The organism is Flavobacterium sp. H122 (genome assembly GCF_004959765.1).
GTDB lineage: Bacteria > Bacteroidota > Bacteroidia > Flavobacteriales > Flavobacteriaceae > Flavobacterium.
The window spans coordinates 47408-74290 of sequence record NZ_SJZD01000009.1; the positions used below are offsets into that span (position 1 = coordinate 47408).

Below are 26883 nucleotides of genomic sequence, written 5' to 3' on the forward strand. Positions count from 1 at the left end.
GAATATGAATAAAAATAAACTGTTAGTACTATTCCTGTTAGTAATTCAATACGCTTTTTCTCAGTCTGTAAAATTTGAAGGGATTGTAAAAGATACCCTCGGTGCTCCGTTGGAAATGGCCAATGTAATGGCGGTAAATCAAGTAACAAAAGCTGTTGATGGCTATTCTATTACGAGTGATAAAGGGAAGTTTTTGTTGAATCTTAAAGCGAATTCTACTTATAATATCCGTTTTTCTTTTTTAGGACTGAAAACCAAAAATATAACTGTTGCTGCAAAAGAAGAGAATGTATCTCAGAATATTACTTTAATTTCCGATGCAAGTCAGCTTGCCGAAGTTGAAATTGTAAAGCAGATGCCGGTTTCTGTTAAAGGGGATACTTTGATTTATAATGCAGATTCGTTTAAAACCGGAACAGAAAGAAAACTGGAAGATGTATTAAAAAAACTTCCCGGGGTTGAGGTTAATGCAAATGGTGAGGTTGAGGTGGAAGGTAAAAAAGTTTCCAAATTAATGGTGGAAGGTAAAGACTTTTTTGACGGAGATACAAAGTTGGGAACCAAGAATATTCCTGCCGATGCTATAGATAAAATACAGGTACTGCGTAATTACAATGAGGTAAGTGCCTTAAAAGGTGTTGAGAATAATGAGGAAAATGTGGCGATGAACATCAAGCTTAAAAGCGGTAAGAAAAATTTTTGGTTTGGTGATCTTACTGCAGGAGGAGGAGTGGCGCATACGGATGAACGTTATATAGTTAATCCAAAGTTGTTTTACTATAACCCAAAATACAGCCTGAATTTTATTGGTAATTTAAACAATATCGGGGAATTGCCATTGACTATTCAGGACTATTTTAAATTTACCGGGGGGTTTAGAAATATGGCAAGACGAAGCGGGACTAATTTTTCCGTAGCGTCCAATGATTTAGGGATTTCGTTGCTTCGGAATAACAGGGCAAAAGAAATTTTGTCACAATTCGGAGCGGTAAATTTTTCGTTTAATCCTAATAAAAAATTGAGTTTTTCCGGATTTGCAATACTTTCTGCGACAGAATCTGATTTGGAAACTAAAAATCAAACCAGTTTTCTGAATGAATCCGGTGAAGTTGAAACCGTTGAAAAAAGAGACGAAGAGACAAATCAAAAATCAGATTTAGGATTGTTTAAATTTTCCACATCATATAAGCCAGATGAAAAATTACAGGTTGAATATGATGCTTTGATTAAGATGTCAAAACAAGATGAAACAAATGCATCATTGCAGCAGGCTTATCAGGGTGACGGGACTTTTATCAGTTCACAGGATATTTTTACCGGCAAAAAGCAAAATCCTTTAAGTGTTAATCAAAATCTTAGTACTTATTTCACAAAAAACGATAAGAATATCTTTTCTTTTGAAATGCAGCATTTGTATCAGTATGAGGATCCTTTTTATCTGGCTGATTTGGATTTTGTTCCTTTCGGTTTTCCGGGTTATAATCCTTCGCAAAACAGAGACAGAATCAATCAGGAACGGTTTGTTAAAACGAACAAGATAGACGGAAAGCTTGATTATTACTATATCCTGACTCCTAAAAGTCATTTGAATTTCACTTTTGGAGGGACGTACTCGTTTCAAAATTTTAATTCTTCAATTTTTCAATTGTTGGACAATGGCAGTCAAAATGAAATTGGAGATGAAAACTTTAAAAATGATGTCAGTTACAGTTTTACGGATATGTATATTGGGTTTCATTACAAAGTTCTTTTGGGAAAAGTGACCTTGACACCAGGCTTTAGCGTTCATAAGTACAATACCTATAATGAGCAGCTGGGCAGTAAAATTACCAAAGATTTTTATAGAATACTTCCGGATGTATATGCTTTATGGCAGATAAAAAAATCAGAAACATTATCCTATAATTACGGAATCACAAACGAGTTTACTGACGTGAATAAGTTTGCGCAGGGAGCTGTTTTTACTAATTACAACTCATTGTTCAGAGGGAACAGGAATCTGGAAAATTCTCTGGCTCACAGCCATAGTTTGAGATATTTTAAATTCAGCATGTTCAATATGGAAAATATTTTCGGAAACTTAAATTATTCCCGCCGTATTGATGCAGTGAAAAGTTCGGTTTTGTTTAACCAGACTAATCAAACATCAACTGCCATAAACTCAAACTTTGCTGACGAATCCATTATTGCAATGGGAGGCTACGGAAGAGGCTTTGCCAGGTATTATAAAGCCAATGTCAGTGTGAATTTGAATTGGTCAAAATTTAATAATCTTCGCGGTACTCAAAATCAAACTACTGAAAGTTTTGGACAGACATACACTTTAAAAGCTTCGACAAACTATAAAAAACTGCCCAATATTGAATTAGGGTTCAGTAAATCTGTAAATGAGTATAATGGAGGTAATTTTACTAATGATAAGCCATCGGTACGTTTGGATTATTATTTTCTGGATGCTTTTTCTTTTGTAACAGAATATGAATATAACAACTATTATAATTCTGATAAAACAGTTAGGAACGAATATGATTTTCTTTCAGCCAGTTTGACTTATATGAAGAAAAACTGTAAAATGGAATATAAGATTTCCGGTACTAATTTATTGAATACAACTTCTTTGAATGACGATTCATTCAGTCAGACATTTTTAAGAACCTCACAATATAGGGTACAGCCAAGATATGTGATATTCTCCATGAAATATAATTTATAAAAGAAAGCCCCGCATTGCGGGGCTTATTTATTTAAAACTGAAATATTAAATTCCAAAAGCAGCTTTGATTTTATCCACAAAGTCTAATTTTTCCCAAGTGAATAATTCAACTTCAACTTCTTTTTTCTCTCCTGAAGGAGAAACAAAGCTTTTTGTTACTACTTCGTTTTTACGTCCCATGTGTCCGTAAGCAGCAGTTTCGCTATAGATTGGGGTTCTTAATTTTAAACGCTGCTCAATAGCATAAGGTCTTAAATCGAATAATTCGTTTACTTTTTCAGAAATCTGTACATCTGTCAAACCGTTTTTAGCAGTTCCGTATGTGTTGATGTAAACATTACAAGGTTTAGCAACACCAATAGCATAAGAAACCTGAACCAAAACTTCATCAGCTACACCTGCAGCAACTAAGTTTTTAGCAATATGGCGTGTAGCATAAGCGGCAGAACGGTCTACTTTTGAAGGGTCTTTTCCTGAGAATGCACCACCACCGTGTGCTCCTTTACCTCCGTAAGTGTCCACGATGATTTTTCTCCCTGTTAAACCAGTATCTCCGTGAGGTCCTCCAATTACGAATTTTCCTGTTGGGTTGATGTGGTACTCGATTTTATCATTGAATAAATGTGCGTACTGAGGGTATTTAGCAATGATTCTAGGAATCAAAATCTCGATAATGTCTTTTTTGATTTTAGCCAGCATTTCTGCTTCTTCTGCGAAATCATCATGTTGTGTAGAGATTACGATAGCGTCAATTCTAACCGGTTTGTTATTGTCGTCGTATTCTAAAGTTACCTGTGATTTAGCATCCGGGCGTAAATAAGTGATTGCCGAGTTTTCTCTGCGCAAATCAGCTAATTCCTGTAATAATTTATGTGCCAGATCCAAAGCTAAAGGCATCAGATCCTGCGTTTCGTTTGTAGCGTAGCCAAACATGATTCCCTGGTCACCTGCTCCTTGTGCGTTAGCTTTCGTTTCGAAGTCAGTTACGGTAGTAACACGGTCAACACCACGGTTGATATCGTCAGATTGCTCGTGAATAGCTGATAAAACACCACATGAGTTTGCTTCAAACATATATTCGCTCTTCGTGTAGCCAATTTTTTTGATTACTTCACGGGCGATGCTTTGTACATCCAAATAAGTTTTTGATTTTACCTCTCCGGCTAAAATGACCTGTCCTGTAGTAACTAAAGTTTCACAGGCAACTTTTGACTCAGGGTCAAATGCTAAGAAGTTATCGATTAATGCATCACTGATTTGGTCAGCCACTTTGTCTGGATGTCCTTCACTCACTGATTCTGACGTAAATAAATAAGCCATAAAATTTATTTTTAAATTAAAATAAGTGAGGAAATAATTGCAGGGATTGCCTAAAGAGTAGTGTTTACTGCTTTAGCATTTTTTTAATGAGGTTGCAATCAGTTCAAATTTTTCCTCTCGATTTTCGAGTGCAAATGTATAAAAGGATTTTGAATTGTAAATCAATATTAACTTTATTTTTTATAACTGACTGAAATTTAAGTTGGTAAATGCTTGTTTTTTCTGAATTTTAATTTGGTTTAATTTCTAATTTTAGAATTTAATTCTATTTTATTTAGTATAAATAACAAAAAATAGAAAAATAATCTATGTATATTTTTTTTAAAGAAAATATTTCTAATTTTGCCTTGTCGAAATAACAGTGATGAAAAATACATTCAAAAATATGATGGCGTTTATGATGATGTGGAGAAATTCCGCAGAGGACGCTATTTCGTAAATTGAAGAAAATATAAATAGTCACCTCTGCAAAAGCAGAGGTTTTTTTTTAAAACAGTACTTAAACAACATACACCATGCAACTTGAAACCTTATTAGCTAATATTACCCAGCACTGTAACACGATAGATGCTTACGGAGCAACACATCTCCCAATTTACAATACGGCGACTTTTGACTTAAAACGCCAATTGGGGTGTGATAAAGTCTATGATTATTCAAGAACCGATAATCCTACGAGAAATGCACTGGAGGAAATTTTTACGCAGGCAGAAAACGGAGCAGGGGGAGTTTGTACCAATACTGGTATTGCGGCTATTTCGTTGTTGTTTGAAACAGTTTTGAAATCTGGTGATGCGGTTTTGGTGGAAAAAGATTGTTACGGAGGAACGTATCGTTTGCTGAATGTGCTTTTTGAAAAAAATAATATACAGACATTTTATGCTGATTTCACAGAAGAAAATGAAGTGGAAGAGGTTCTGAAAAAGAACAACATCCGATTGGTATTGTGTGAATCGCCTACAAATCCCGGTTTGAAAATTATCGATTTGGAAAGTATTGCGAAACTTGTAAAAAAATACGATTCATTGTTTGCGGTTGATAATAGCATGGCGACTTTTGCTTCCCAGCGTCCATTAGATTTGGGAGCTGATTTTTCTTTATTCTCGGCAACCAAATTCATTTCCGGTCATGGAAGTGTGGTGGCAGGTGCCATTGTGGCTAAATCACCAGAATGGGCAGAAAAATTGCAGTATTTTTCAAATGCACAGGGAAGAGCCCAAAGTCCATTTGATGTTTTTCTGGTATCGCTTGGTTTGCCAACATTGGTATACAGAATGAAAACACAGGAGCAGAGTGCTTTGCGTCTGGCCGAATATCTATTGGAAATTCCAGAAGTGATTGATGTGAAATTTCCGGGATTGCCTTCGCATCCGCAGTATGAGTTGGTGAAGAAACAAATGAAAATTGTTCCGTCGGTATTGACAGTTCAATTGGAAAGTGAGGAATTGGCGGAAGCGTTTGTAAAAAACACGAAACTGTTTGGTGAGAAAGTGTCCTTTGGAACGGCAGATTCCAGAATAGAAATTCCGGCGAGGATGAGTCACTCCACTTATTCGGAAGAAGATTTAAAGAAGATAGGTTTAACGAAAGCAACTGTACGTATTTCTGTTGGCTTGGAAGATACTGAAGACTTAATTCAGGATTTGAAACAGGCAATACAGACTGTAGTTTTAAAATGTGTAAATTAATGAGTGATTATCTGTGTCATATTCCTTGCGGTGAATCGGTGCCGTTTGATAATCCGCATGCTGTTTCGGTGAGTTTGCCAACACTTGATGATGTGATTGGTTATGAAGAAGGAGATGTTGCTGTTGTTGGAAAGATGAAATCGGGTTACCCAAGGTTTTTCAGAAATAAATGGGTGCAGTTTCTGGTGGATTATGTGTCAAAGCAATATAATATTGCTTCAGATATTGTCATATTCCCGATTACTTCATTGAAAGCGTATGGGGTTTTGTCATATCTGATTAATGATCAACTTGAGTATGTTGAAGTTGATGGGAATCTGTTCATCTTGTTGAATGGTGATGATGTCCAATTACAGCAAATAAAGGATTATATCCGCAATGCCGGATTGATTATCAGTTCACGTCAGGCAGAATCAACTTTGTTGAAATTAGGACTTTTGGAAGAATCTTTTGTTGAAGATAGAGTCAGATTCAATAACGGATATTCAGCAGTGGTTTCTGTTTTGTCAGATGCTTATAATGCAAAAAAAGAAAATGTGATTTTGACCAACTCGGGAGCGAATGCTTTTTTTGCAGTTTGTGAGGCGTTGGTTTCGTTTGAAAAATCAAAAGAAAAGAATGTAGTGGTGCAGTTGGGTTGGCTGTATGTAGATACCATGGAAGTAATCCAGAAAAGAAGCAATCAGTCTTATCAGCAATTGAATGTACATGATTTGAAACAACTTGATAATTGGCTGAATGAAAACCATTCCAATGTGTCAGTTATAATAACTGAAGCAGTTTCGAATCCTAAGATACAATGTGTTGATATTGTTGCCTTGTATGCTATCTGTGAAAAGTATCAGGTGAAACTGGTTCTGGATACGACATTAATAACGCCGTTCAATGCTCCGGTTTTAAAATATTGCGATGTGGCAGTGGAAAGTTTGTCGAAATTCGCTTGTGGTAAAGGAGATGTTTTGATGGGTGCAATTATAGTATCGGAATCTTCGGGGCTTTCTCAAGATTTTTTTGAAGATTTTGTAATTCCTCCACATGAAGGAGAAGTGAGTCGGTTGGGTTTTGAAATCGCAGATTATGAAAAAAGGGTTTTGAAATCTTCCGAAAATACTAGAAAGTTAATTGAACTTCTTGCTCAAAAGAGAGGGATTAAAAAAGTATGGAGCGTTTTGGAAAATACTTCATCCGAAAATTATCAAAAATTGAATAATTCAGGTGTTATTCCAGGATTGCTTACTATTGAATTGGATGGTTATGTTGAAAGATATTATGACAAGCTGAGAACAGCTAAAGGACCGAGTCTGGGAACCGAATTTACCTTGGTGATGCCTTATGTGTACCTGGCGCATTATGACTTGACAAAGACCGAAGAAGGCATTAAAATATTAAATGAAAAAGGGATGAATCCCAATATTTTACGTATTTCTGTTGGTACTGAACCAATCGAAGATATTGTTGCGGTTTTTAATGAAGTTTTTGCGGATTAAAGAATGAATTAAGCTTACGGTTTTTTGTAAAAAATCATTCGGTATAAATTGATAAAATAAGAATAAAAAACCAAAGAACTGAATTTATGTAATAAAATGCAGAAAAATTATCTTTTTAATTTGGAATTAAAGAAAATTAATCTACATTTGCAGAGTTAAATAAAGAAAAATGAATCAGAATATTTGCAATACTTGTTGTTTTATGTGGAAGACTTCCGCAGAGGACTGTATTGCATAAAAAATAGCTGACAATACATAATTAAAACCTCTGCACACCGCAGAGGTTTTTTTGTTTATAGAAATTTAAAATCATAGAAAAATAGAGATGTCAAATACAATCACAAATAAAATGTTCGCTTGCTGTTGTAAGAAGTGCTGTAAAAGCGCCCGGCTATCCTATTACCCTATAAAAAAGACTTAATCTGGTTATAGTTCAACTGTAAAGTCCTTTTGGTAATAGCTCCAAAAGGACTTTTTTTTTAAAACAACAATCAAAAACAAATGAGTACTAATTTTTTAAATCAATTATCACAAATAGAAAACTTCGAGGAAGGACTACGGTTTTTGTCTGAAAATGCAGAAGATAAAATTGTTTTTTCAACCAGTTTCGGAATAGAAGATCAAGTAATCAGTCATGCTGTATTCAGTCAGAAATTGAAAAACGTCGAAGTGTTTACTTTGGATACCGGGCGATTGTTTCCGGAAACCTATGCGGTTTGGGATAAAACATTGTTGCAGTATAATCAGCCTATTAGGGTGTATTATCCTGATACGGAAGAATTGGAAACCTATGTAAACAAAAATGGAATCAATGGTTTTTATAATTCGATAGAACTGCGAAAAGAATGTTGTTACATCCGTAAAGTAGTCCCTTTGAAAAAAGCGCTGAAAGGAGCAAAAATTTGGATTACCGGCTTACGGGCACAACAATCGGATAACCGTAATAATTTGGAGATTATTCAGTGGGATGAACAATATCAATTATATAAATACAATCCGCTTTTGCATTGGACAACAGACGAAGTGGTTGATTATTTAAAGCAAAAAGGCGTGCCCTACAATACATTACATGATCAAAGTTTTATCAGTATTGGCTGTGCTCCCTGTACAAGAGCAGTGAAGGAGGGAGAAGATTTCAGAGCCGGAAGATGGTGGTGGGAAAATCAATCAAAAAAGGAATGTGGATTACATCAGTAAATTAAGAATAAAGCAAAAAACATATGTCACTATCAAATAATTATTTAGAACAATTAGAAAACGAAGCGATTTATATCCTTCGTGAAACGGCAGCCCAGTTTGAAAAACCAGCGTTGTTATTTTCAGGAGGAAAAGATTCCATTGTGTTGGTGCATTTAGCATTGAAGGCGTTCCGCCCGGGAAAATTTCCTTTTCCATTAGTGCATATAGATACGGGACATAACTTTCCCGAGGCGATTGAGTTCAGAGATAAATTAGTAAACGAGATTGGTGAAAAACTGATTGTGGGTAATGTAGAAGACAGCATTAAAAAGTATAATTTAAAAGAAACGGCCGGAAGATTTCCGTCACGTAACGCTTTACAGACTTATACGCTTTTGGATACCATTCAGGAAAATGAATTTGATGCATGCATTGGCGGAGCCCGTCGTGATGAGGAAAAAGCAAGGGCTAAAGAACGTATATTTTCTGTTCGGGATGATTTTGGAGCATGGGATCCTAAACTACAGCGTCCCGAATTATGGGATATTCTGAACGGGAAAGTACAAAAAGGACATAATGTAAGGGTCTTCCCAATTAGTAATTGGACGGAATTAGATGTGTGGAATTATATCCAAAAATACAATATCGAATTGCCAAGTCTGTATTTTGCCCATGAAAGAGAGTGTATTGTGCATCAGGATAAATTAGTAGCTACTTCTCAGTTTATCCAGCCACAGGAAGGTGATACGGTTGTGATAGAGAAAGTCCGTTACAGAACCGTTGGAGATATGACCTGTACGGCGGCGGTTCCTTCGGAAGCTTCGACTATTCAGGATATTATTGAAGACATTATCCAAACTAGAATCAGTGAAAGAGGGCAAACCCGATTGGACGATCAGTTATCGGAAGCCGCAATGGAAGACAGAAAAAAACAAGGATATTTTTAAGAAGAAAGAAGTAAGAGAAAAGAACAAAGAAAATAGAAAATCAGAGAAGACAACTTTGAAACTTTGCGACTTTGAAACTTTAAAAACTAAAAGAAAATGAACACATTACGATTTATAACAGCAGGAAACGTAGACGACGGTAAAAGTACTTTGATAGGAAGATTGCTTTACGATTCCGACAGCATACATACAGACCAGTTGGGTGTTTTGCAAAAGCAAACCAAACAGGAAGGAGTTGATATTGATTTATCATTAATCACTGACGGACTTCGTGCCGAGCGTGAACAAGGGATTACGATTGATGTGGCCTATAAGTATTTTTCTACCAAGAATAGAAAATTCATTATTGCCGATGCACCCGGACATGAACAATATACCCGTAACATGATTACCGGTGCATCCAATTCAGATCTGATTATTATTTTGGTGGATGCCCGAAAAGGAATTACCGAGCAAACCAAGCGTCACGCAAGCGTGGGTTCGCTAATGGGAATCAAAAAAGCCATCATCGCGGTTAATAAAATTGATTTACTGAATTATTCAGAAGAAGCATTTAATCATATTCAAACCGATTTTGAGGGAATCAAAAATGAATTGAATTACGATGAGGTAATTTATATTCCAGTAAGTGCTTTGGTAGGTGATAATATTGTCAGAAAATCTGAAAACACGCCTTGGTATAATGGTAAAGCTTTATTGGAAACTCTAGAAACTGTTGAAATAAAATCAACACAAGAGTTGGAATCGCGTTTTCAGGTGCAATGGGTAATCCGACCTAAAGATGAAGCGAATCATGATTACCGTGGTTATGCGGGGCCTGTTTTGAGTGGAAGTTATCAGGTAGGTGATAAAGTTACTGTTTTGCCAGCCCGTATAGAAACTACTATAGTTAAAGTTGAAAGAAACCAACATGAAGTAAATCAAGTTATAGCAGGAGATAATGTAGTATTGCATTTTGATGGCAATATCGATATCAGTCGTGGTGACACAGTAGTGCTTAGTCATCAGTTGCCTTTGGAATCAAACCAAATCACGACATGGATTTCTTGGTTGGATAATGCTTCATTACAGGTAGGAAAGACCTACTTGTTACAGCACCGTTTTAAAAATGTTAGGGTAAAAGTACAGGAAGTTAACCGTAAATGGAACATTAACCAATGGCAGTTTACCGAAGGAGATTCGATTCAGTTAAATGACATCGCACAGGTAACCCTGAAAACCAATCAGCCGTTGTTTTACGACGCTTTTGATAAAAATTCAAAATCGGGTAACGCGGTTTTAATAGATGAAACAAGTTATAATACAGTTGGAGCTTTAATGTTTTTGTAATATGTCGTATTCAATTTACTTAAAAAATCAAGAAAGAGCCAGAAATCCAATCAACAAAAAGAATGTTGAAGATTGGGTAGACGAACTGATCAATTGGTTGTTTGATATCAATCAGGAGTATAATAATTATCGTTTTTTTCAGAATAAAGAAAAATTACTCCAAATCAAGCTTCAGAATATTTTGGCAAAAACGGTCGAAGACACAAACCAAATAGTAGTGTATTCAAATTACTTTTTTGAACAAATTGAACAGTTGCATTATGTTTTGGATAACGATTTAGAAACTCTTGTCAATTTTGATCCGGCGGCAAAATCAAAAGAAGAAGTGTTAATAGCATATCCTGGTTTTTTTGCGATTACTGCGTATAGAATTGCTAACGTGTTCTGGAAATTAAATGTGCCTGTTATCCCTCGAATTATTACAGAATATGTTCATGGTAAAACAGGGATTGACATCCATCCGGGAGCTGAAATTGGTGAGAATTTTTTCATAGACCACGGAACAGGAATTGTAATTGGAGAGACTTCTAAAATTGGTAACAATGTAAAAATTTATCAAGGAGTAACATTAGGAGCTTTATCAGTTTCAAAGGACAGTGCTTCAGAAAAACGCCATCCAACTATTGAAAATAATGTTACGATTTATGCCAATGCAACCATTTTAGGGGGAAATACCATAATTGGTGAAAATTCAATAATAGGAGGTAATGTCTGGTTGACACATTCAATTCCTGAAGGTTCATTGGTGTATCATAAAAGTGAAATTGAAATCAAGAAAAAAAGTGAATTCCCGGAACCTTTGAATTACGTGATTTAAAGAAATTATAAACAACACACTTAACAAATAAATATTTTAATGAGATGAAAGCAAATAATATATTAGAAACTATTGGGAATACACCGGTTGTGAAAATCAACAATTTGTATGAAAATAAAAACGTTTTTCTAAAATTAGAAAGAAATAATCCTGGTAACAGTATCAAAGACCGAATTGCTTTGGCTATGATCGAAGATGCAGAAGCCAAAGGTATTTTAACATCGGAAAGTGTCATTATAGAACCCACTTCAGGGAATACAGGAATTGGATTGGCATTAGTCGCTGCAGTAAAAGGATATAAGGTAATCTTAGTAATGCCTGAATCAATGAGTGTGGAAAGACGTAAGTTGATGGAAATCTATGGTGCCGAATTTGACTTAACACCTCGTGAAAAAGGAATGAAGGGAGCTATAGAACGGGCTGCCGAATTAGTAAACCAAACTCCAAATGCTTGGTCGCCTTCTCAGTTTGCAAATCAAGCCAATGTAGAAATACACAAAAGAACAACGGCTCAGGAAATTATTGCTGATTTCCCGGACGGATTGGATTACATCATAACTGGAGTGGGTACTGGAGGACATATCACTGGGGTGGCTTCAGTTGTTAAAGAGAAATTTCCCAATTTGAAAGTGATAGCTGTAGAACCGGAATTATCGCCTGTCTTGAGTGGTGGCGCTCCCTCTCCGCATCCAATTCAAGGAATCGGTGCAGGTTTTGTGCCTGAAATTTATCAAGGTGATTTAATCGACGAGGTAATTCAGGTAAGTAAGGAGGAAGCTTTTGAATATGCCAGAGCAGTTGCCAAAAAAGAAGGAATCTTAGTAGGAATCTCAACAGGAGCATCACTGGCGGCAGTAGCTAAAAAAGTCTCGGTACTATCGGAAGATGCAAGGATTTTAACGTTTAATTACGATACTGGAGAACGCTACCTTTCAATAGAAGGATTGTTCTAATTCTTAAATAACAATTATTTAAATAATAGTGTTTTATCGTGTCTTAACTGACTCGACAGGGACAACTCATACCTAAAAAATGGAAAGAAGTATAAAAAATATAGGAAAAGTAATCTTGGCAGGAGCTGGTCCGGGTGACCCGGAGCTGATCAGTCTAAAAGCTTTAAAATACCTACAAAAGGCTGATGTAGTCTTAACTGATAGATTGGTCTCGCCCGAATTAATTGAGGAATATGCGCGTAAAGATGCAGAGGTTATTTATGTGGGCAAGCAATGTTCTAAAGGAATTTGGACACCACAACAAGACATCAACGAATTGATAGTGTTTTTTGCACAGCAAGGTAAATTAGTACTCCGATTAAAAGGAGGTGATTCTACATTGTTTTCAAATGTTTTGGATGAATTACAAGTACTTGTTAAAAATGAAATTCCGTATGAAATAATTCCGGGTATTTCGGCAGCTTTTGGTGCGGCAGCCTATACAGGAATCCCTTTGACGGCAAGAGAACATTCCAGAGGTGTACGCTTTTTGACCTTGTATGATTTGAATACTGTTGCTCCGCATCAGTGGAACGATTGGGCTGGAACAGAAGATACTTTGGTTTTTTATATGAGCGGACAAAGGTTGAATACTTTAAGTGAGAAACTTCTGGATCATGGTATTGATTTAAAAAAGAGTATTGCTGTGGTACAACAGGCGACAACTCCTGACCAGAAAACAAGAGTGTTTTCTTTTGAAGAAATCCAGCATGCAGCATTACCTGAATTTGAGTATGTACCCACACTGCTGATAATTGGTAAAGTAGTCAATTTACACCATAAGTTTCAGTGGTTCACAGAAAAAAACGCTATAGAATCTTACTTCGATAATCATAAAACTATTTATCAAAATGCTATCTGAAACGAAACATAACTTATTGGAACAATTGGTGCAAAATGCTACCAATGAAGAGCTTATCTATGCTAAAGGATATTTGGCTGGATATTTAGCTGGAAACTTCGGAATTAAAACAGCCGGAGTAATACCAGTCGTGCAAAATGCTATATCTAGTGTAGCGGTTAAACCATTAATTGTGTATGGTACCGAAACAGGTAATTCTAAAAAAGTAGCTTCTCAAATTCAGGCGGCTTTCAAAAAGAATAAAATTCAGGCAAAAAACATTGATGTTGCTCAATTTGATGTTGCTAAACTGCAAAAAGAAACACTGGTATTGTTTGTGGTCAGTACACAAGGTGAAGGAGAGTTTCCACAAAACGCAGCAGGATTTTATGAAAGCTTGAAAGCCTCTTCAGCTTCTTTGGATAAATTGTCCTATGCTGTATTCGGGTTAGGCGATTCATCTTACCCTTTGTTCTGTAATGCAGGAGTATTGTTGGATGAAGTGTTGGCTGAAAAAGGAGCAAAACGATTATTGCCGTTAGTAAAAGCGGATGTTGATTATGCTGGTTTAATTCCAATTTGGGAAGCTGATTTGCAAAAATCATTTGCAGCTTCGGGTCAAACCGAAACGGTATCAGGTACAGCCAAAAGTACAACATCAAGTACATCACACAAACAAAATTTTACCGGACAAATCTCTCATAAAATTGTGTTGAATGATAGAGGTTCCAACAAAGAAACGTATCATATCGAAATCACACCTAATGAAGAAATAGTCTATGAACCAGGTGATGCTTTAGGTTTAATTCCCCAGAATAAAGAAAGTGAATTAGAGACAATAGTGGCTCATTTTGGAGTAAGTGATTTTTCAGAGCTTAAGAATAAAAATATTCGTGGATTGTCTAAAAAATCCTTAGAAGCTTTAGGAAAGGTTTTAGATGTTGAAATTAAAGAAGAAAAAGCCGATTTAGTGGATGTTATTGCTAAATACCAACCTAAAAAAGGAACTTTAGATGAGGTAAAAGAAATATTGCATTCTATTGCGCCGAGGTTGTATTCTATTTCATCAGCTTCAGAAGCGCATGACGGACAAGTACATCTTACGGTAAACCTGAATGCTTTTAAAGTTGGAGATAAAGTGAAAACCGGTTTGACGTCTCAATTCCTGGCGGATTTTCCTTTGGATACCGATTATGATTTCTACATCCATAAAAACAACAACTTCCGTTTACCAGCAGAAGATACCGATGTGATTATGATTGGTCCGGGAACAGGAATTGCGCCTTTCAGAAGTTTCCTGGCGCAACGTGATGTTACAGGTGCGGAAGGTAGAAACTGGTTGTTTTTTGGAGAACAGCATTTTGCTTTAGATTTCTATTATCAAACCGAAATTCAGGAATGGTTAGGTACTGGGGTGCTGACTAAATTGAGTACTGCTTTTTCAAGAGATCAGGAGCGTAAAATTTATGTTCAGGATCGTATTAAGGAAAATGCAGCCGAATTTAATTCATGGTTGGAAAGTGGTGCTTCAATTTACATCTGTGGACAAAAGGATCCTATGAGTAAAGATGTTGAAAATACTATAATAGAAGTTATAGCACAGCAACGTAACATCTCTACTGAAAAAGCAAAAGAAGTTTTAGCCGAATTAGAAGAACAAGGAAAATATCAAAAAGACGTGTATTAATAAGCTATATGCAGTAAGCCGTAAGCAATATGCTTATAGCCTAAAGCTTATAGCCTAAAGCTAAATAAAAAATGAGCGAGAAATTATCACCGGTAGAATATATAAAAATTAATAGCGACGGATTAAGAGGTACGCTAAAAGAAAGTATTGATGTCGACAACCATACAGGTAATGTAAGACCTGATGATGAAACATTAGTAAAGTTTCACGGGATGTATGTGCAGGACGACCGTGACCGAAGAGCAGAAAGAGCCGCTAAAAAATTGGATAAATTGTATTCATTTATGATTCGTTTACGTATTCCAGGGGGAATAATCGATGCGGATAAATGGATTGCTTTGCATGATATTTCAGAGCAATATGGTACAGGGACATTGAAGATTACAACGCGTCAAACGGTTCAGTTGCATGGATTGTTAAAACATGAACTTAGACCAACCATTCAAGGGTTTAATTTGGCACAGCTGGATTCTATTGCCGCGTGTGGCGACGTAAACAGAAATGTAATTGCCAGTTCACATCCGCAGTTATCACCATTGCATGCTCAGATTCATGCGTATGCCGATAAAATTTCAACTTTATTACTGCCAAAAACACAGTCATATTATGAAGTTTTTATCGACGGAGAAAAAATTTACGAGCGTTCCGCGGAAGCGGATCCGTTATACGAAGATCGTTATTTGCCTCGTAAATTTAAGATCGCTATCGCAATACCGCCAAGTAATGATGTGGATTTGTTTACCAATGATTTAGGTTTAATCGCTATCATTGAAAACAACGAACTGAAAGGATTTAACATTGTTGTCGGCGGAGGTCTGGGAACTACACACGGAAATGCGTCAACGTATCCTCGTCTGGGAGATGTTTTAGGTTTTACTGATACTGAAGAAAAAACATTAAAAGCAGTTTATGAAGTGCTGACAGTACAACGTGACTTTGGTAATCGTGTAGAACGTAAATTATCACGTTTGAAATATACCGTCGATAAAATGACAGTTGAAGGATTTAAAGCTGAGCTGGAAAAAAGAATCGGTTTTCAATTAGAGCCTGCCCGTCCTTACACTTTTACAGAACGTAACGACCGTTATGGCTGGGAAAAAAGTGCAGACAAACAATGGTATTATACCCTTTTTGTAGAACACGGAGTCGTAAAACCAGAACAAAAAGCTTTTCTGTTTGAATTGGCACAGTTGCAGATCAGTAACTTTATTTTCACAGGAAACCAAAACCTGATTCTAGGTGAAGTTACAGAAGAAAATAAATCAAAAGTGGAAGCTTTATTGGTAAAATACGAAATTGAAAAAAGCGTAAGCCCAATCCGTAAAAGTTCTATGGCGTGTGTGGCAATGCCTACATGTCCACTGGCATTAGCCGAAGCACAACGCTACTTACCGGAATTGGTAACTAAAATTGAACCAATTCTGGAAAAACACGGATTATCGGAAGATGAACTTACCATTCGTATGACAGGATGTCCTAATGGCTGTGGCCGTCCGTATGTGGCTGAGCTGGGCTTTATAGGTACAGGGCCGGAACAATATAATTTTATGTTGGGTGGTGACAGGTACGGTTTGCGTTTGAATAAATTATATAAAGAAAAACAAACCGAACTGCAGATTTTAGAAGAAATCGATTCGTTGTTAGGTCGCTACACCCAAGAAAAAGAAGAAGGCGAAACCTTTGGTGATTATGCAAACCGAGTGATATTGAATTAAGTATAGCAGACCTAACAGGTTTTCAAAACCTGTTAGGTCTATAAACGAACCTGTAACATTTTCAAAACCTGTTAGGTCTAATAAAAATAAAGACTTAGTGGAACTTAGTGAAAAGCTTTGTGAGACTTTGTGTAACTAAAAATGAAAAATGAAACTATAATACTTTTACTCATATCCACCCTCACTTTTGCTCAAAAAAAAGTCGAAAAACAGCAATTGTTATGGTACGGTTATTATAACACATTAAAATTTAATGAAAATTGGTCGTTACTGAGTGAAATTCAGGAGCGGCAATTTTATAACCCAACAGCACAGCATCAATTGGTTTTTAGATCAAATCTGGAAAGAAAATTGGCAGGAAACTGGAATGTTTCGGGAGGAGTGACTTTGTTTTTGCAAAATCCTAATGATCCCAATTCAGAAAATAATCTGACGGTACCGGAATTAAGACCTGATATCGGATTTAATAACAAACAAAAATTGGGTTTTTTGACCATCAGCCATCGTTATAAAGCTGAGGCCCGATTCTTTCACGATGTTGAAAATGATAAACTGGTTGGCGGTTTCCGATTTTCTAATTTTCGTTTCAGATACCAATTAGGATTGGATTTTCCTTTTTGGAAAAAGGAAGAAAAAGAAAAATTAAGCTTCAAGGTTAAAGATGAAATAATGTTTAACGTGGGTAAAAAAGTGGTTAAAAATACTTTTGACCAAAACAGAATTTACTTGGCTTTGAATTACAGACTAAATGATTCGTATGCGGTTGAAATGGGCTATATGAACTGGTTTCAACAGCAAAAAACAGGTGTTGATTTTTATAGCAGGGATATTTTAAGATTTTCTCTATTTCATACTATTGATTTAAAAAAGAAAAACAATGACTAATACACTTTTTCCGGTTTTTTTGAAAACTGAAGCGGCACACTTTTTAATCGTTGGGGGCGGGAATGTCGGCTTGGAAAAAATACAAACACTTTTAAAGCAAAACCCGCAGGTTAGAATTACGGTTGTGTCGGACAAATTTCATCAGGATCTGGTTGAAATAAAAAAAGGACATGAAAATGTCTTATTGATTCAACGATTTTTTGAAGAAGATGATATTGTGGATAAAGATTTCTTGATTATTGCGACCAATAATACAGAAGTAAATTCGGGAATCCGTGCTTTGGCTAAAGCTAAAGGAATTAAAGTCAATGCTGCTGACCAACCTGATTTATGTGATTTTTATTTGGGTTCTATAGTGAATAAAGGAAGTTTGAAAATCGCGATTTCAACTAATGGTAAATCACCGGTTTTGGCAAAACGAATGAGAGAATATTTTTCAGAAGTAATTCCTGAAGGGATAGAAAATAATATTGATCAGCTTCATGCCTTCAGAAAAGAGCATAAAGGTGATTTGAGTGAAAAATTAGCCGATTTAAACAGAGCTACAGAAAGTCTTTCGCCAAAGAAAAAAGATAAAAAAGAAGCTAAAAAATACAAAAAACTGGTATTTGAAATTACGGTATTGTTCATGGTTTTCTTTATTGGTTTTGGATTGTCAAAGTTTATCACATTTGATGATTTAGCAGCTCATTTGGAAAATGTACCTGAAGTCTTTTACGGAATGCTTTTGGTTGGTTTTTTTGCTCAATTAGTGGATGGAGCATTAGGATTAGGATATGGAGTGACTTGTTCCACAAGTATGATGTTGCTTGGGATAAAATTACCGGCTATCAGCGGAAGTATTCACACGGCAGAAATGTTTTCCAGTGGAATCAGCGGATTTTCACACTACAAATTCGGGAATGTAAACAAGAAATTATTTTTCTGGATTGCGATACCCGGAGTGATTGGAGCTGTTGCAGGAGCTTTGCTTCTGATTTACTTAGGTAAAAAATATGAAGCAATAACGTATGGACTGATGGCGGGTTATACCTTGTTGATTGGTGTAAGGTTGATTATTCTGGCATTTAGAAAAAAAATTGAAAAACAAAAGTTGAAAAATACGGGGCTTCTTGGTTTTTCCGGTGGTTTTTTTGATGCTTTCGGCGGTGGTGGCTGGGGGCCAATAGTGACTTCTTCGTTATTGTCAAAAGGAAGAAAATCGAGTTATGTTGTTGGGACTGTTAGTTTGGCTGAATTTTTTGTAACACTGGCGGCATCGGTGACCTTTTTTACATCATTAGGCATCAGTCATTGGTATATTATTCTCGGATTAATACTCGGAGGTTCGCTGGCAGCACCTATTGGGGCAAGACTGGCAGGCAAATTACCTCAAAAAACAGCGCTGCTGTTAGTGGCTTTTTTGGTTATTGTGTTTAGTATAAGAATGTTGCTGAAGATAATTTAGCGGGAAATGAAATAATACTAGAATTATTTTAATTGAAAATAAATTTATTTAGAAAAATAATCCAATATATAATAATTGAAAAGCAAAATTTAGAAAAATAATCTATAATATTTTTTTATTTAGAAAAAGATTCTACATTTGCCCTGTAAATAAATGATATGACGACAACAATGTGCAATATGACAATGATGATGTGGCTCTATGCGGCAGTGGATACTATTGTATGATTATTATATAAATTAAAACAATAAAACCTCTGTATGACAACAGAGGTTTTTTTATGCTCCTTTGAAGATGTAATCTTAGATTACTCAATTTAAAATTTGTTTTTTGTTTGTTTAGACTGCCCTATGTTTTTTTAACTGGGGGGCAGTCTTTTAAAAAAGAAGAATGAGAGATTTATACACCATAAAATTGAATGTTTTAAACCAACTTGGAATTCAAGATGAGGTGACCGAATTGACGTATCAGATTTTTGGATTACCCCTTGGTTCTGCAGAGGTGGTTTTAGTTAATCATGCCTTAACAGGGAATTCAAATGCAGCAGGAGGAAATGGTTGGTGGAATAGCTTGATAGGAGAAAAGAAGATGATAGACTTAGAAAAATTCACCGTAATCTGTTTTAACATTCCGGGTAACGGTTTTGACAGAGTTGAGAAGAATCTGATTCAGAATTATAAGGCATATACAGTCAAAGATATTGCTGTACTTTTCTGGAGAGGATTAGAACAAATAGGGATAACGGAACTCTATGCTGTCGTAGGCGGGAGCTTAGGTGGCGGAATTGCCTGGGAAATGGGCTTCCTGAAGCCTAAATCGATAAAAAATATCATTCCTATTGCGACAAATTACAAGGCAACTGATTGGCTCATAGGTAACGTTTTGGTTCAGGATCAAATTCTGAATAATTCGGTACAACCTATACATGATGCACGTTTGCATGCGATGTTGTTGTACAGAACTCCGCAGTCGTTGCAATCTAAATTTAATACGGAAAAAAAGGAGGAATTGTACCAAATCGAATCATGGTTGTTGCATCATGGTACTAAACTGGAACAACGCTTTACACTGGAAGCCTATAAATTGATGAATCATTTGCTGAAGACTATTGGACAGGATGTTTCTGAAGAAAAATTAATTGCTTTTGCAGAGGAAACAACGGCTAAAATACATCAGATAGCGATTAATAGTGATTATTTTTTTACGCCTGAAGAGAATAGAAAAGCACACAAACAATTGCAGACGGTAAATAATGAAATACAGTATTCTGAAATTGATTCCATACATGGTCATGACGCATTTCTGATTGAATTTGAGCAGTTGAATACTATTCTGAAACCTGTATTTAAAATACATAATAACTAAACATAACACACAACAATTAACCGGTAAGCACAACGAAAAACTTGCCGGTTATTTAAAACGATATAACAATGAAAGTTTTAAAATTTGGAGGAAAATCTCTGGCAAACGGAGAAGGAATTAATCAGGTTATTGCAATTATTGCAAAAAAATATTTTGAAGGCGAAACTATATCTGTAGTTGTTTCGGCGAGAGGTAATGCTACTGATGATCTTTTGGATATATTGGAAGAAGCTAAAAAAGGCAATAAATATGCCGCTGCTTTAACCGAATTTAAAAAATACCAAACGAATAATTCAGAAGCAGCTTTGTTTGAATCTGAATTCTCAATACTTGAAAAATTGTTTGAAGGAGTAAGTCTTTTAGGGGATTACAGCGAAAAAATAAAAGACCAGATAGTGTCTTTCGGGGAAATCCTTTCGGCTAAATATGTGACTTCGATTTTAAATGGAAAAGGATTGAAAGCACGTTTTGTAGATGCCCGCGAATTGATTAAAACGGATGCGACCTTTGGTAATGCACAGCCTATAGATGCTGAAACTGAAAAAAATATTAAAAAAGCATTTGAAGATTACGACGGAATTTCAATTGTAACCGGATTTATTGCCTCTACTTTACAAGGTGAAACGACTACGTTAGGGCGTAACGGAAGTAATTATACAGCTTCGTTATTGGCTAATTATCTTGATGCGGAAGAATTTCAGAATTTTACCCATGTCGACGGAATCTATACGGCGAACCCTGATCTAGTTTCGGATGCTAAAAAAATTGAGAGACTATCTTTCAATGAGGCAAACGAACTGGCGAATTTCGGAGCAAATATTTTGCATGCCAAAACAATCATTCCATTGGTGGAGAAGAATATTCCTTTACGTATCCTGAATGTTTTTAATCCGGAAAATAAAGGAACATTGATTACTTCCGAACAAACCAACGAAGGAATCAAATCGCTTTCAATTTTGGATAATGTTTCTTTGATTAATCTGGAAGGAAGAGGATTGTTAGGTAAAACCGGTGTTGATGCCCGGATTTTCAAAGTAATGGCCGACAATAATATCAGTGTGAGTATTATTTCACAGGGTTCTTCGGAAAGAGGAATCGGAATAGTAGTCAATACCGAAAAAGCTTCAGAAGCACTGACTGGATTGGAAAAAGAGTTTGAAACCGATTTTTATACCCGCGACGTAAATAAAATTACGGTGGATGATAATATTTCAGTAATATCTATCATCGGACAGGATTTGAGTACGTTTCATAAACCTTACACAGCTTTAATTCGAAACAAAATTGTCCCAATCTTGTTCAACAATACCAGCACAGGTAGAAACATCAGTTTGGTGATTAAAAAACCAGATTTAAAAAGAGCACTGAATGTGATTCACGGTGAAATCTTCGGAGTGTCTAAAAAAATCAATATTGCTATTTTCGGTCATGGTTTGGTTGGCGGAACGTTAATCGACCAGATTTTGTCTTCTGCTAAAACTATTGAAGAGAAAAAAGGAATCAAACTGAATGTTTTTGCCATAGCCAATTCTACCAAAATCCTTTTGGATAAAAACGGTGTGAAAGAAAACTGGAAATCACAAATCAGCGAAAAAGGGACTTCATACAGTATTCAGGATATTATTCAGTTCGCGAATGATAATCATCTGGAAAATCTGATTGCGGTTGATAATACTGCCAGTAAGGATTTTGTCCAAAATTACATTCAATTGATTGAAAACAGCTTTGATGTGGTTTCGTCCAACAAAGTGGCTAATACATTAAGTTATGATTTCTACAAAAAACTGCGCAATGCTTTGGAGAAAAACCAAAAGAATTATTTGTACGAAACTAATGTGGGTGCTGGATTGCCGTTGATTGATACTATTAAGTTACTGCATCTTTCGGGAGAAAACATTACCAAAATCAAAGGGGTGTTTTCAGGCTCACTGAGTTTTATATTCAATCATTTTTCGGTGGAGGACAAAACATTCAGTGAAGTGCTGAAAAAAGCTATTTCAAATGGTTATACCGAGCCTGATCCGCGTGAGGATTTATGCGGAAACGATGTGGCCAGAAAATTATTGATCTTGGCTCGTGAATTGGATTTGCAGAATGAGTTTGATGAAATTCAGATTCAAAATCTGATACCTGAAGAATTGCGTGAGATTCCTACGGATGAATTTTTGAACAATCTACATAAGCTGGATGGTTTTTATGAAAAAGTAAAAGAAAACCAGATAAAAGGAAATGTGCTTCGCTATGTTGGTGAACTGTCAGGTGATTTGCAACAGGATAAAGGAAATCTTGAGGTGAAATTGGTTCCGGTTCCGGAGAGTTCGGCTTTGGGTCAATTGAAAGGTTCCGATTCGATTTTTGAAATTTATACCGAATCTTATGGGGAGCGTCCCATCGTGATTCAGGGAGCCGGAGCCGGAGCATCGGTAACTGCCCGTGGAGTATTTGGTGATATTTTAAGAATTGCAGATAAAAATTAGAATTAAAAATTATATAAAATCATTTACGTTGAAAATTTTTCTATAAAAATATTTTTAATTAGTAGTTTTTAGAAAAATTTTCAATATTAAAATAATAGTAATACATTTGCAACGTTCATAATTTTAGTATCGTTATCACGAAAGCGGGAGGGAATAGACCCTATGAACGCTTAGCAACCCTACACTTGTAGAAGGTGCTGCATTCTACCTTTTCAACTGATTTTTTCAGTAAAGGCAAGATAACCGGAGTAATTTTCTCTCTCTTTTAGATAACATAATAAAATTTTGTGCCCCAAACAGGCATGCAAAGCCTATTATGTCACAATTTATGTCAAAAATTCAATCAGAAATTAAAAATAGAATCCTTGTTCTTGACGGAGCAATGGGAACCATGTTGCAGCGCTATAAATTCGAAGAAGAAGATTTTCGGGGTGAGCGTTTCAAAGATTTTCCGCACCCTTTAAAAGGGAACAACGATTTGTTGTCACTTACCCAGCCGGAAGCCGTAAAAGAAGTACACCGTTTGTATTTTCAGGCTGGCGCCGATATCGTGGAAACCAATACGTTTTCAGGAACTACCATTGGTATGGCGGATTATCACATGGAGGATTTAGTGTATGAGTTAAACTATCAATCGGCTAAAATAGCCCGTGAAGTAGCCGATGAATTTACTGATAAACCCCGCTTTGTTGCGGGTTCTATAGGCCCAACCAATAGAACGGCCAGCATGAGTCCCGATGTCAATGACCCGGGATTCCGTGCGGTCACTTTCGATGAACTACGTATCGCTTACAAAGTACAGGTGGAAGCTTTAATTGACGGTGGTTGTGATTTGCTTTTAGTGGAAACTATTTTCGATACGTTAAACGCAAAAGCGGCTTTGTTCGCCATTGAGGAAGTAAAGGAAGAGCGCAATATTGACATTCCCATCATGGTGTCGGGAACGATAACTGATGCTTCGGGAAGAACCTTATCGGGACAAACGGTGGAAGCATTTTTAATTTCGATTTCGCACATTCCGTTGCTGAGTGTTGGGTTCAATTGCGCTTTAGGAGCCGATCAGTTAAAGCCGTATTTAAAACGATTGGCACACAATACCTCGTTCAATATTTCAGCACACCCAAATGCGGGATTGCCGAATGCATTCGGGCAATACGATCAAACCGCAGAAGAAATGCAGGCGCTGATCAAAGAATATTTAGACGATAATTTAATCAATATTATAGGCGGTTGTTGCGGGACGACACCGGAGCACATCAAATTAATTGCTGAAGTGGCCGCGAATTACAAACCAAGAGTACTGGAGGAAGCATAATGAGTGAAGGAGCTTGTAACAAATATTTAAAACTTTCGGGATTAGAACCTTTAATCGTTACCCCCGAAACCAATTTCGTAAACGTAGGTGAGCGTACCAATGTAACGGGTTCGCGAAAATTTTTACGTTTAATTAAAGAAGAAAAATACGAAGAAGCGCTTGATATCGCCCGTGCCCAGGTAGAGGGCGGTGCGCAGATAATCGATATCAATATGGATGAAGGTATGTTGGACGGCGTATATGCCATGACCAAATTCCTGAATCTGATTGCTGCTGAACCTGATATTTCCCGGGTGCCAGTAATGGTCGACAGTTCCAAATGGGAAATTATTGAAGCAGGTTTAAAGGTTGCACAAGGAAAATGTGTGGTGAATTCCATCAGTTTAAAAGAAGGAAAAGAAGCCTTTTTACACCATGCGAAGTTGGTAAAACGCTACGGAGCTGCTGTAATCGTAATGGCGTTTGATGAGGTTGGTCAGGCCGATACTTACGAAAGACGTATCGAGATATGTAAACGCTCTTACGATATCTTAGTCAACGAAATCAACTTCCCTGCGGAAGACATCATTTTCGACCCGAATATTTTTCCGGTAGCTACTGGTATGGAGGAACATCGTCGTAACGCACTGGACTTCTTTTTAGCTACCAAATGGATTCGTGAAAATCTTCCGTATGCAAATATTTCAGGAGGTGTGAGTAATGTTTCGTTCTCGTTCCGAGGGAATGACAAAGTACGTGAGGCGATGCATTCGGCGTTTCTGTATCACGCTATCAAACACGGGATGACAATGGGTATTGTGAACCCGGAAATGTTAGAGGTTTACGATGAAATCGATACTACTTTATTGGAATATGTAGAAGATGTTTTATTGGATAGAAGGGACGACGCTACCGAACGACTTTTGGAATTAGCCGAAAGTTATAAAGGAGATGTAAAGTCAAACGAAAAAGCAATTCAGGAGTGGCGAAATGGTTCTTTACAGGATAGAATCACCCATGCCTTGGTAAAAGGAATCGACGAGTTTATCGAAATTGATGTAGAGGAAGCCAGACAAGCTGCAACAAGACCTATCGAAGTTATCGAAATCAATCTGATGGCGGGAATGAATGTGGTGGGAGATTTGTTCGGAAGTGGAAAAATGTTTCTGCCACAGGTAGTAAAGTCTGCTCGTGTGATGAAAAAAGCTGTGGCATATTTACTTCCTTTCATAGAAGCGGAAAAAGATGGAGTTACTTCTTCAGCCGGAAAAGTTTTGATGGCAACTGTGAAAGGGGACGTACACGACATCGGTAAAAATATTGTATCCGTAGTCTTGGCTTGTAATAATTTTGAAATCATCGATTTGGGAGTGATGGTACCGCCGGAAAAAATCATTGAAACTGCCATTGCTGAAAATGTGGATATTATCGGTTTGAGTGGTTTGATTACGCCTTCATTAGATGAAATGGTGTACTTGGCTAAAGAAATGGACAAGCGCGATATCAAAATCCCGATCATGATTGGTGGGGCAACAACTTCACGTGCGCATACGGCTGTGAAAATAGCACCGGAATACCGACAAACCGTGGTTCATGTTAACGACGCTTCGCGAGCGGTAACCGTAGCTGGAAATCTGTTAAATAAAGACCGAAAAATATACGCCAGTACCATCCGTGCTGAATATGAAGCATTCCGTGAAACGTTTTTAAACCGTCAGCGCGATAAAAGTTATCATACAATTGAAAAAGCGAGAGCGAATAAACTGCAGTTGGACTGGGAGAATTTTGAAGCCAAGAAACCAAATTTCATCGGAGCAAAAACCATAGAAGTGCCGTTGCAGGAATTGGTTCCGTATATAGACTGGACACCGTTTTTCGGTTCGTGGCAATTGTTTGGAAAATATCCAGCCATTCTAACAGATAATGTGGTGGGAGAACAGGCTACAATTTTGTTTGACGATGCACAAAGAATGTTGAAGCAATTATTAGATGAGAATTGGTTGGAAGCAAAAGGAATTTACGGCATATTTCCTGCAAATCAGGTGAAAGATGACGATATTGAATTGTACGACGAAAACGGAAATGTTCTGGAAACCTTCTTAACGCTTCGTCAGCAATCACAAAAAACCGTTGGAGCACCAAACATTGCTTTAGCCGATTTTATTGCACCGAAAGAAAGTAACAAAATTGATTATATGGGCGCTTTTTGTGTAACGACCGGTTTTGGTGTGGATGAAAAAGCCAAAGAATTTGAAGAAGCCAACGATGATTACAGTTCCATTATGGTAAAGGCCTTAGGCGATCGTTTTGCGGAAGCCTTTGCGGAATACCTGCACGAGAAAATCCGTAAGGAAATCTGGGGTTATGCTTCGGAAGAACATTTGTCGAATGAGGAATTAATCAAAGAAGAATATAAAGGAATACGGCCAGCACCAGGTTATCCGGCCTGTCCTGATCATTTGGAAAAACCAACGATTTGGAATTTGCTGAACGTGGAAGAAAAAATAGGCGTGAAACTAACGGAAAGTATGGCGATGTGGCCGGCTTCTTCGGTGTCAGGCTATTATTTTGGACATCCTGAAAGTAAGTATTTCGGACTTGGAAAAATAAAAGAAGATCAGGTACGTGATTACGCCCAAAGAAGAAATTGTACCTACGAATATGCCGAAAAATGGCTCAACCCAAACATAGCAGATTAAA

18 protein-coding genes and 1 riboswitch are annotated in these 26883 nt (G+C 36.7%); of the genes, 17 read left to right on the forward strand and 1 reads right to left on the reverse strand.

Annotated elements, in window-relative coordinates:
• Positions 1–4 precede the first annotated feature (4 nt).
• Positions 5–2713 (forward strand): TonB-dependent receptor, encoded by a 2709-nt coding sequence (locus tag EZM65_RS13190; protein WP_136669026.1) that lies wholly within the window; start codon positions 5–7, stop codon positions 2711–2713.
• 45 nt (positions 2714–2758) lie between these two features.
• On the opposite strand, the gene metK is transcribed toward EZM65_RS13190, so the two are convergent.
• Positions 2759–4033: a methionine adenosyltransferase gene (gene metK, locus EZM65_RS13195; protein ID WP_136669027.1), complete on the reverse strand. Its 1275-nt coding sequence runs from the start codon at positions 4031–4033 to the stop codon at positions 2759–2761.
• Positions 4034–4548: 515 nt separating this feature from the next.
• Between metK and EZM65_RS13200 the strand changes: the two genes are divergently transcribed.
• The 16 genes from EZM65_RS13200 (at position 4549) to metH (ending at position 26882) form a co-directional block, all read left to right on the forward strand.
• Positions 4549–5721 (forward strand): PLP-dependent aspartate aminotransferase family protein, encoded by a 1173-nt coding sequence (locus EZM65_RS13200; RefSeq protein ID WP_136669028.1) that lies wholly within the window; start codon positions 4549–4551, stop codon positions 5719–5721.
• Complete coding sequence (locus tag EZM65_RS13205) at positions 5721–7208, forward strand: PLP-dependent transferase (protein ID WP_169051714.1); 1488 nt, start codon at positions 5721–5723, stop codon at positions 7206–7208. Before EZM65_RS13200 ends, EZM65_RS13205 begins: the two co-directional genes overlap by 1 nt.
• A 501-nt stretch (positions 7209–7709) precedes the next feature.
• Complete coding sequence (locus tag EZM65_RS13210) at positions 7710–8405, forward strand: phosphoadenylyl-sulfate reductase (RefSeq protein WP_136669030.1); 696 nt, start codon at positions 7710–7712, stop codon at positions 8403–8405.
• 23 nt (positions 8406–8428) lie between these two features.
• Positions 8429–9334, forward strand: coding sequence for a sulfate adenylyltransferase subunit CysD (gene cysD / locus EZM65_RS13215; protein ID WP_136669031.1), 906 nt, complete (start codon positions 8429–8431; stop codon positions 9332–9334).
• 96 nt (positions 9335–9430) lie between these two features.
• Positions 9431–10663, forward strand: a complete 1233-nt coding sequence (locus EZM65_RS13220) for a sulfate adenylyltransferase subunit 1 (protein WP_136669032.1) — start codon at positions 9431–9433, stop codon at positions 10661–10663.
• 1 nt (position 10664) lies between these two features.
• Positions 10665–11480 (forward strand): serine O-acetyltransferase EpsC, encoded by an 816-nt coding sequence (gene epsC / locus EZM65_RS13225; protein WP_136669033.1) that lies wholly within the window; start codon positions 10665–10667, stop codon positions 11478–11480.
• Positions 11481–11524: 44 nt separating this feature from the next.
• Positions 11525–12433: a cysteine synthase A gene (gene cysK, locus EZM65_RS13230; protein ID WP_136669034.1), complete on the forward strand. Its 909-nt coding sequence runs from the start codon at positions 11525–11527 to the stop codon at positions 12431–12433.
• Between the two features lie 79 nt (positions 12434–12512).
• Positions 12513–13334 carry a uroporphyrinogen-III C-methyltransferase gene (gene cobA, locus EZM65_RS13235; protein ID WP_136669035.1) on the forward strand — a complete coding sequence of 274 codons (822 nt, stop codon included), beginning with the start codon at positions 12513–12515 and terminating at the stop codon, positions 13332–13334.
• Positions 13324–15000, forward strand: coding sequence for a sulfite reductase flavoprotein subunit alpha (locus tag EZM65_RS13240; protein ID WP_136669036.1), 1677 nt, complete (start codon positions 13324–13326; stop codon positions 14998–15000). Before cobA ends, EZM65_RS13240 begins: the two co-directional genes overlap by 11 nt.
• Positions 15001–15071: 71 nt before the next feature.
• Entirely contained in the window at positions 15072–16715 is a 1644-nt protein-coding gene (locus EZM65_RS13245; protein ID WP_136669037.1) for an NADPH-dependent assimilatory sulfite reductase hemoprotein subunit, read from the forward strand.
• A 141-nt stretch (positions 16716–16856) separates the two neighbouring features.
• On the forward strand, positions 16857–17600 hold the full coding sequence (locus EZM65_RS13250) for a DUF2490 domain-containing protein (RefSeq protein ID WP_136669038.1): 744 nt from the start codon (positions 16857–16859) through the stop codon (positions 17598–17600).
• Complete coding sequence (locus tag EZM65_RS13255) at positions 17593–19047, forward strand: TSUP family transporter (RefSeq protein ID WP_136669039.1); 1455 nt, start codon at positions 17593–17595, stop codon at positions 19045–19047. Before EZM65_RS13250 ends, EZM65_RS13255 begins: the two co-directional genes overlap by 8 nt.
• 390 nt (positions 19048–19437) lie before the next feature.
• The gene (locus tag EZM65_RS13260) at positions 19438–20412 is read left to right on the forward strand and encodes an alpha/beta fold hydrolase (protein ID WP_136669040.1); all 975 of its coding nucleotides are present in this window, start codon (positions 19438–19440) and stop codon (positions 20410–20412) included.
• Positions 20413–20480: 68 nt separating this feature from the next.
• A complete protein-coding gene (thrA, locus tag EZM65_RS13265) occupies positions 20481–22889 on the forward strand; it encodes a bifunctional aspartate kinase/homoserine dehydrogenase I (RefSeq protein WP_136669041.1) in 2409 nt (802 codons plus the stop codon).
• Between the two features lie 129 nt (positions 22890–23018).
• Positions 23019–23135, forward strand: a riboswitch (SAM riboswitch).
• 82 nt (positions 23136–23217) lie between these two features.
• Positions 23218–24204, forward strand: a complete 987-nt coding sequence (locus tag EZM65_RS13270; RefSeq protein WP_248574868.1) for a homocysteine S-methyltransferase family protein — start codon at positions 23218–23220, stop codon at positions 24202–24204.
• Complete coding sequence (gene metH, locus EZM65_RS13275; RefSeq protein ID WP_136669043.1) at positions 24204–26882, forward strand: methionine synthase; 2679 nt, start codon at positions 24204–24206, stop codon at positions 26880–26882. Before EZM65_RS13270 ends, metH begins: the two co-directional genes overlap by 1 nt.
• Position 26883 lies beyond the last annotated feature (1 nt).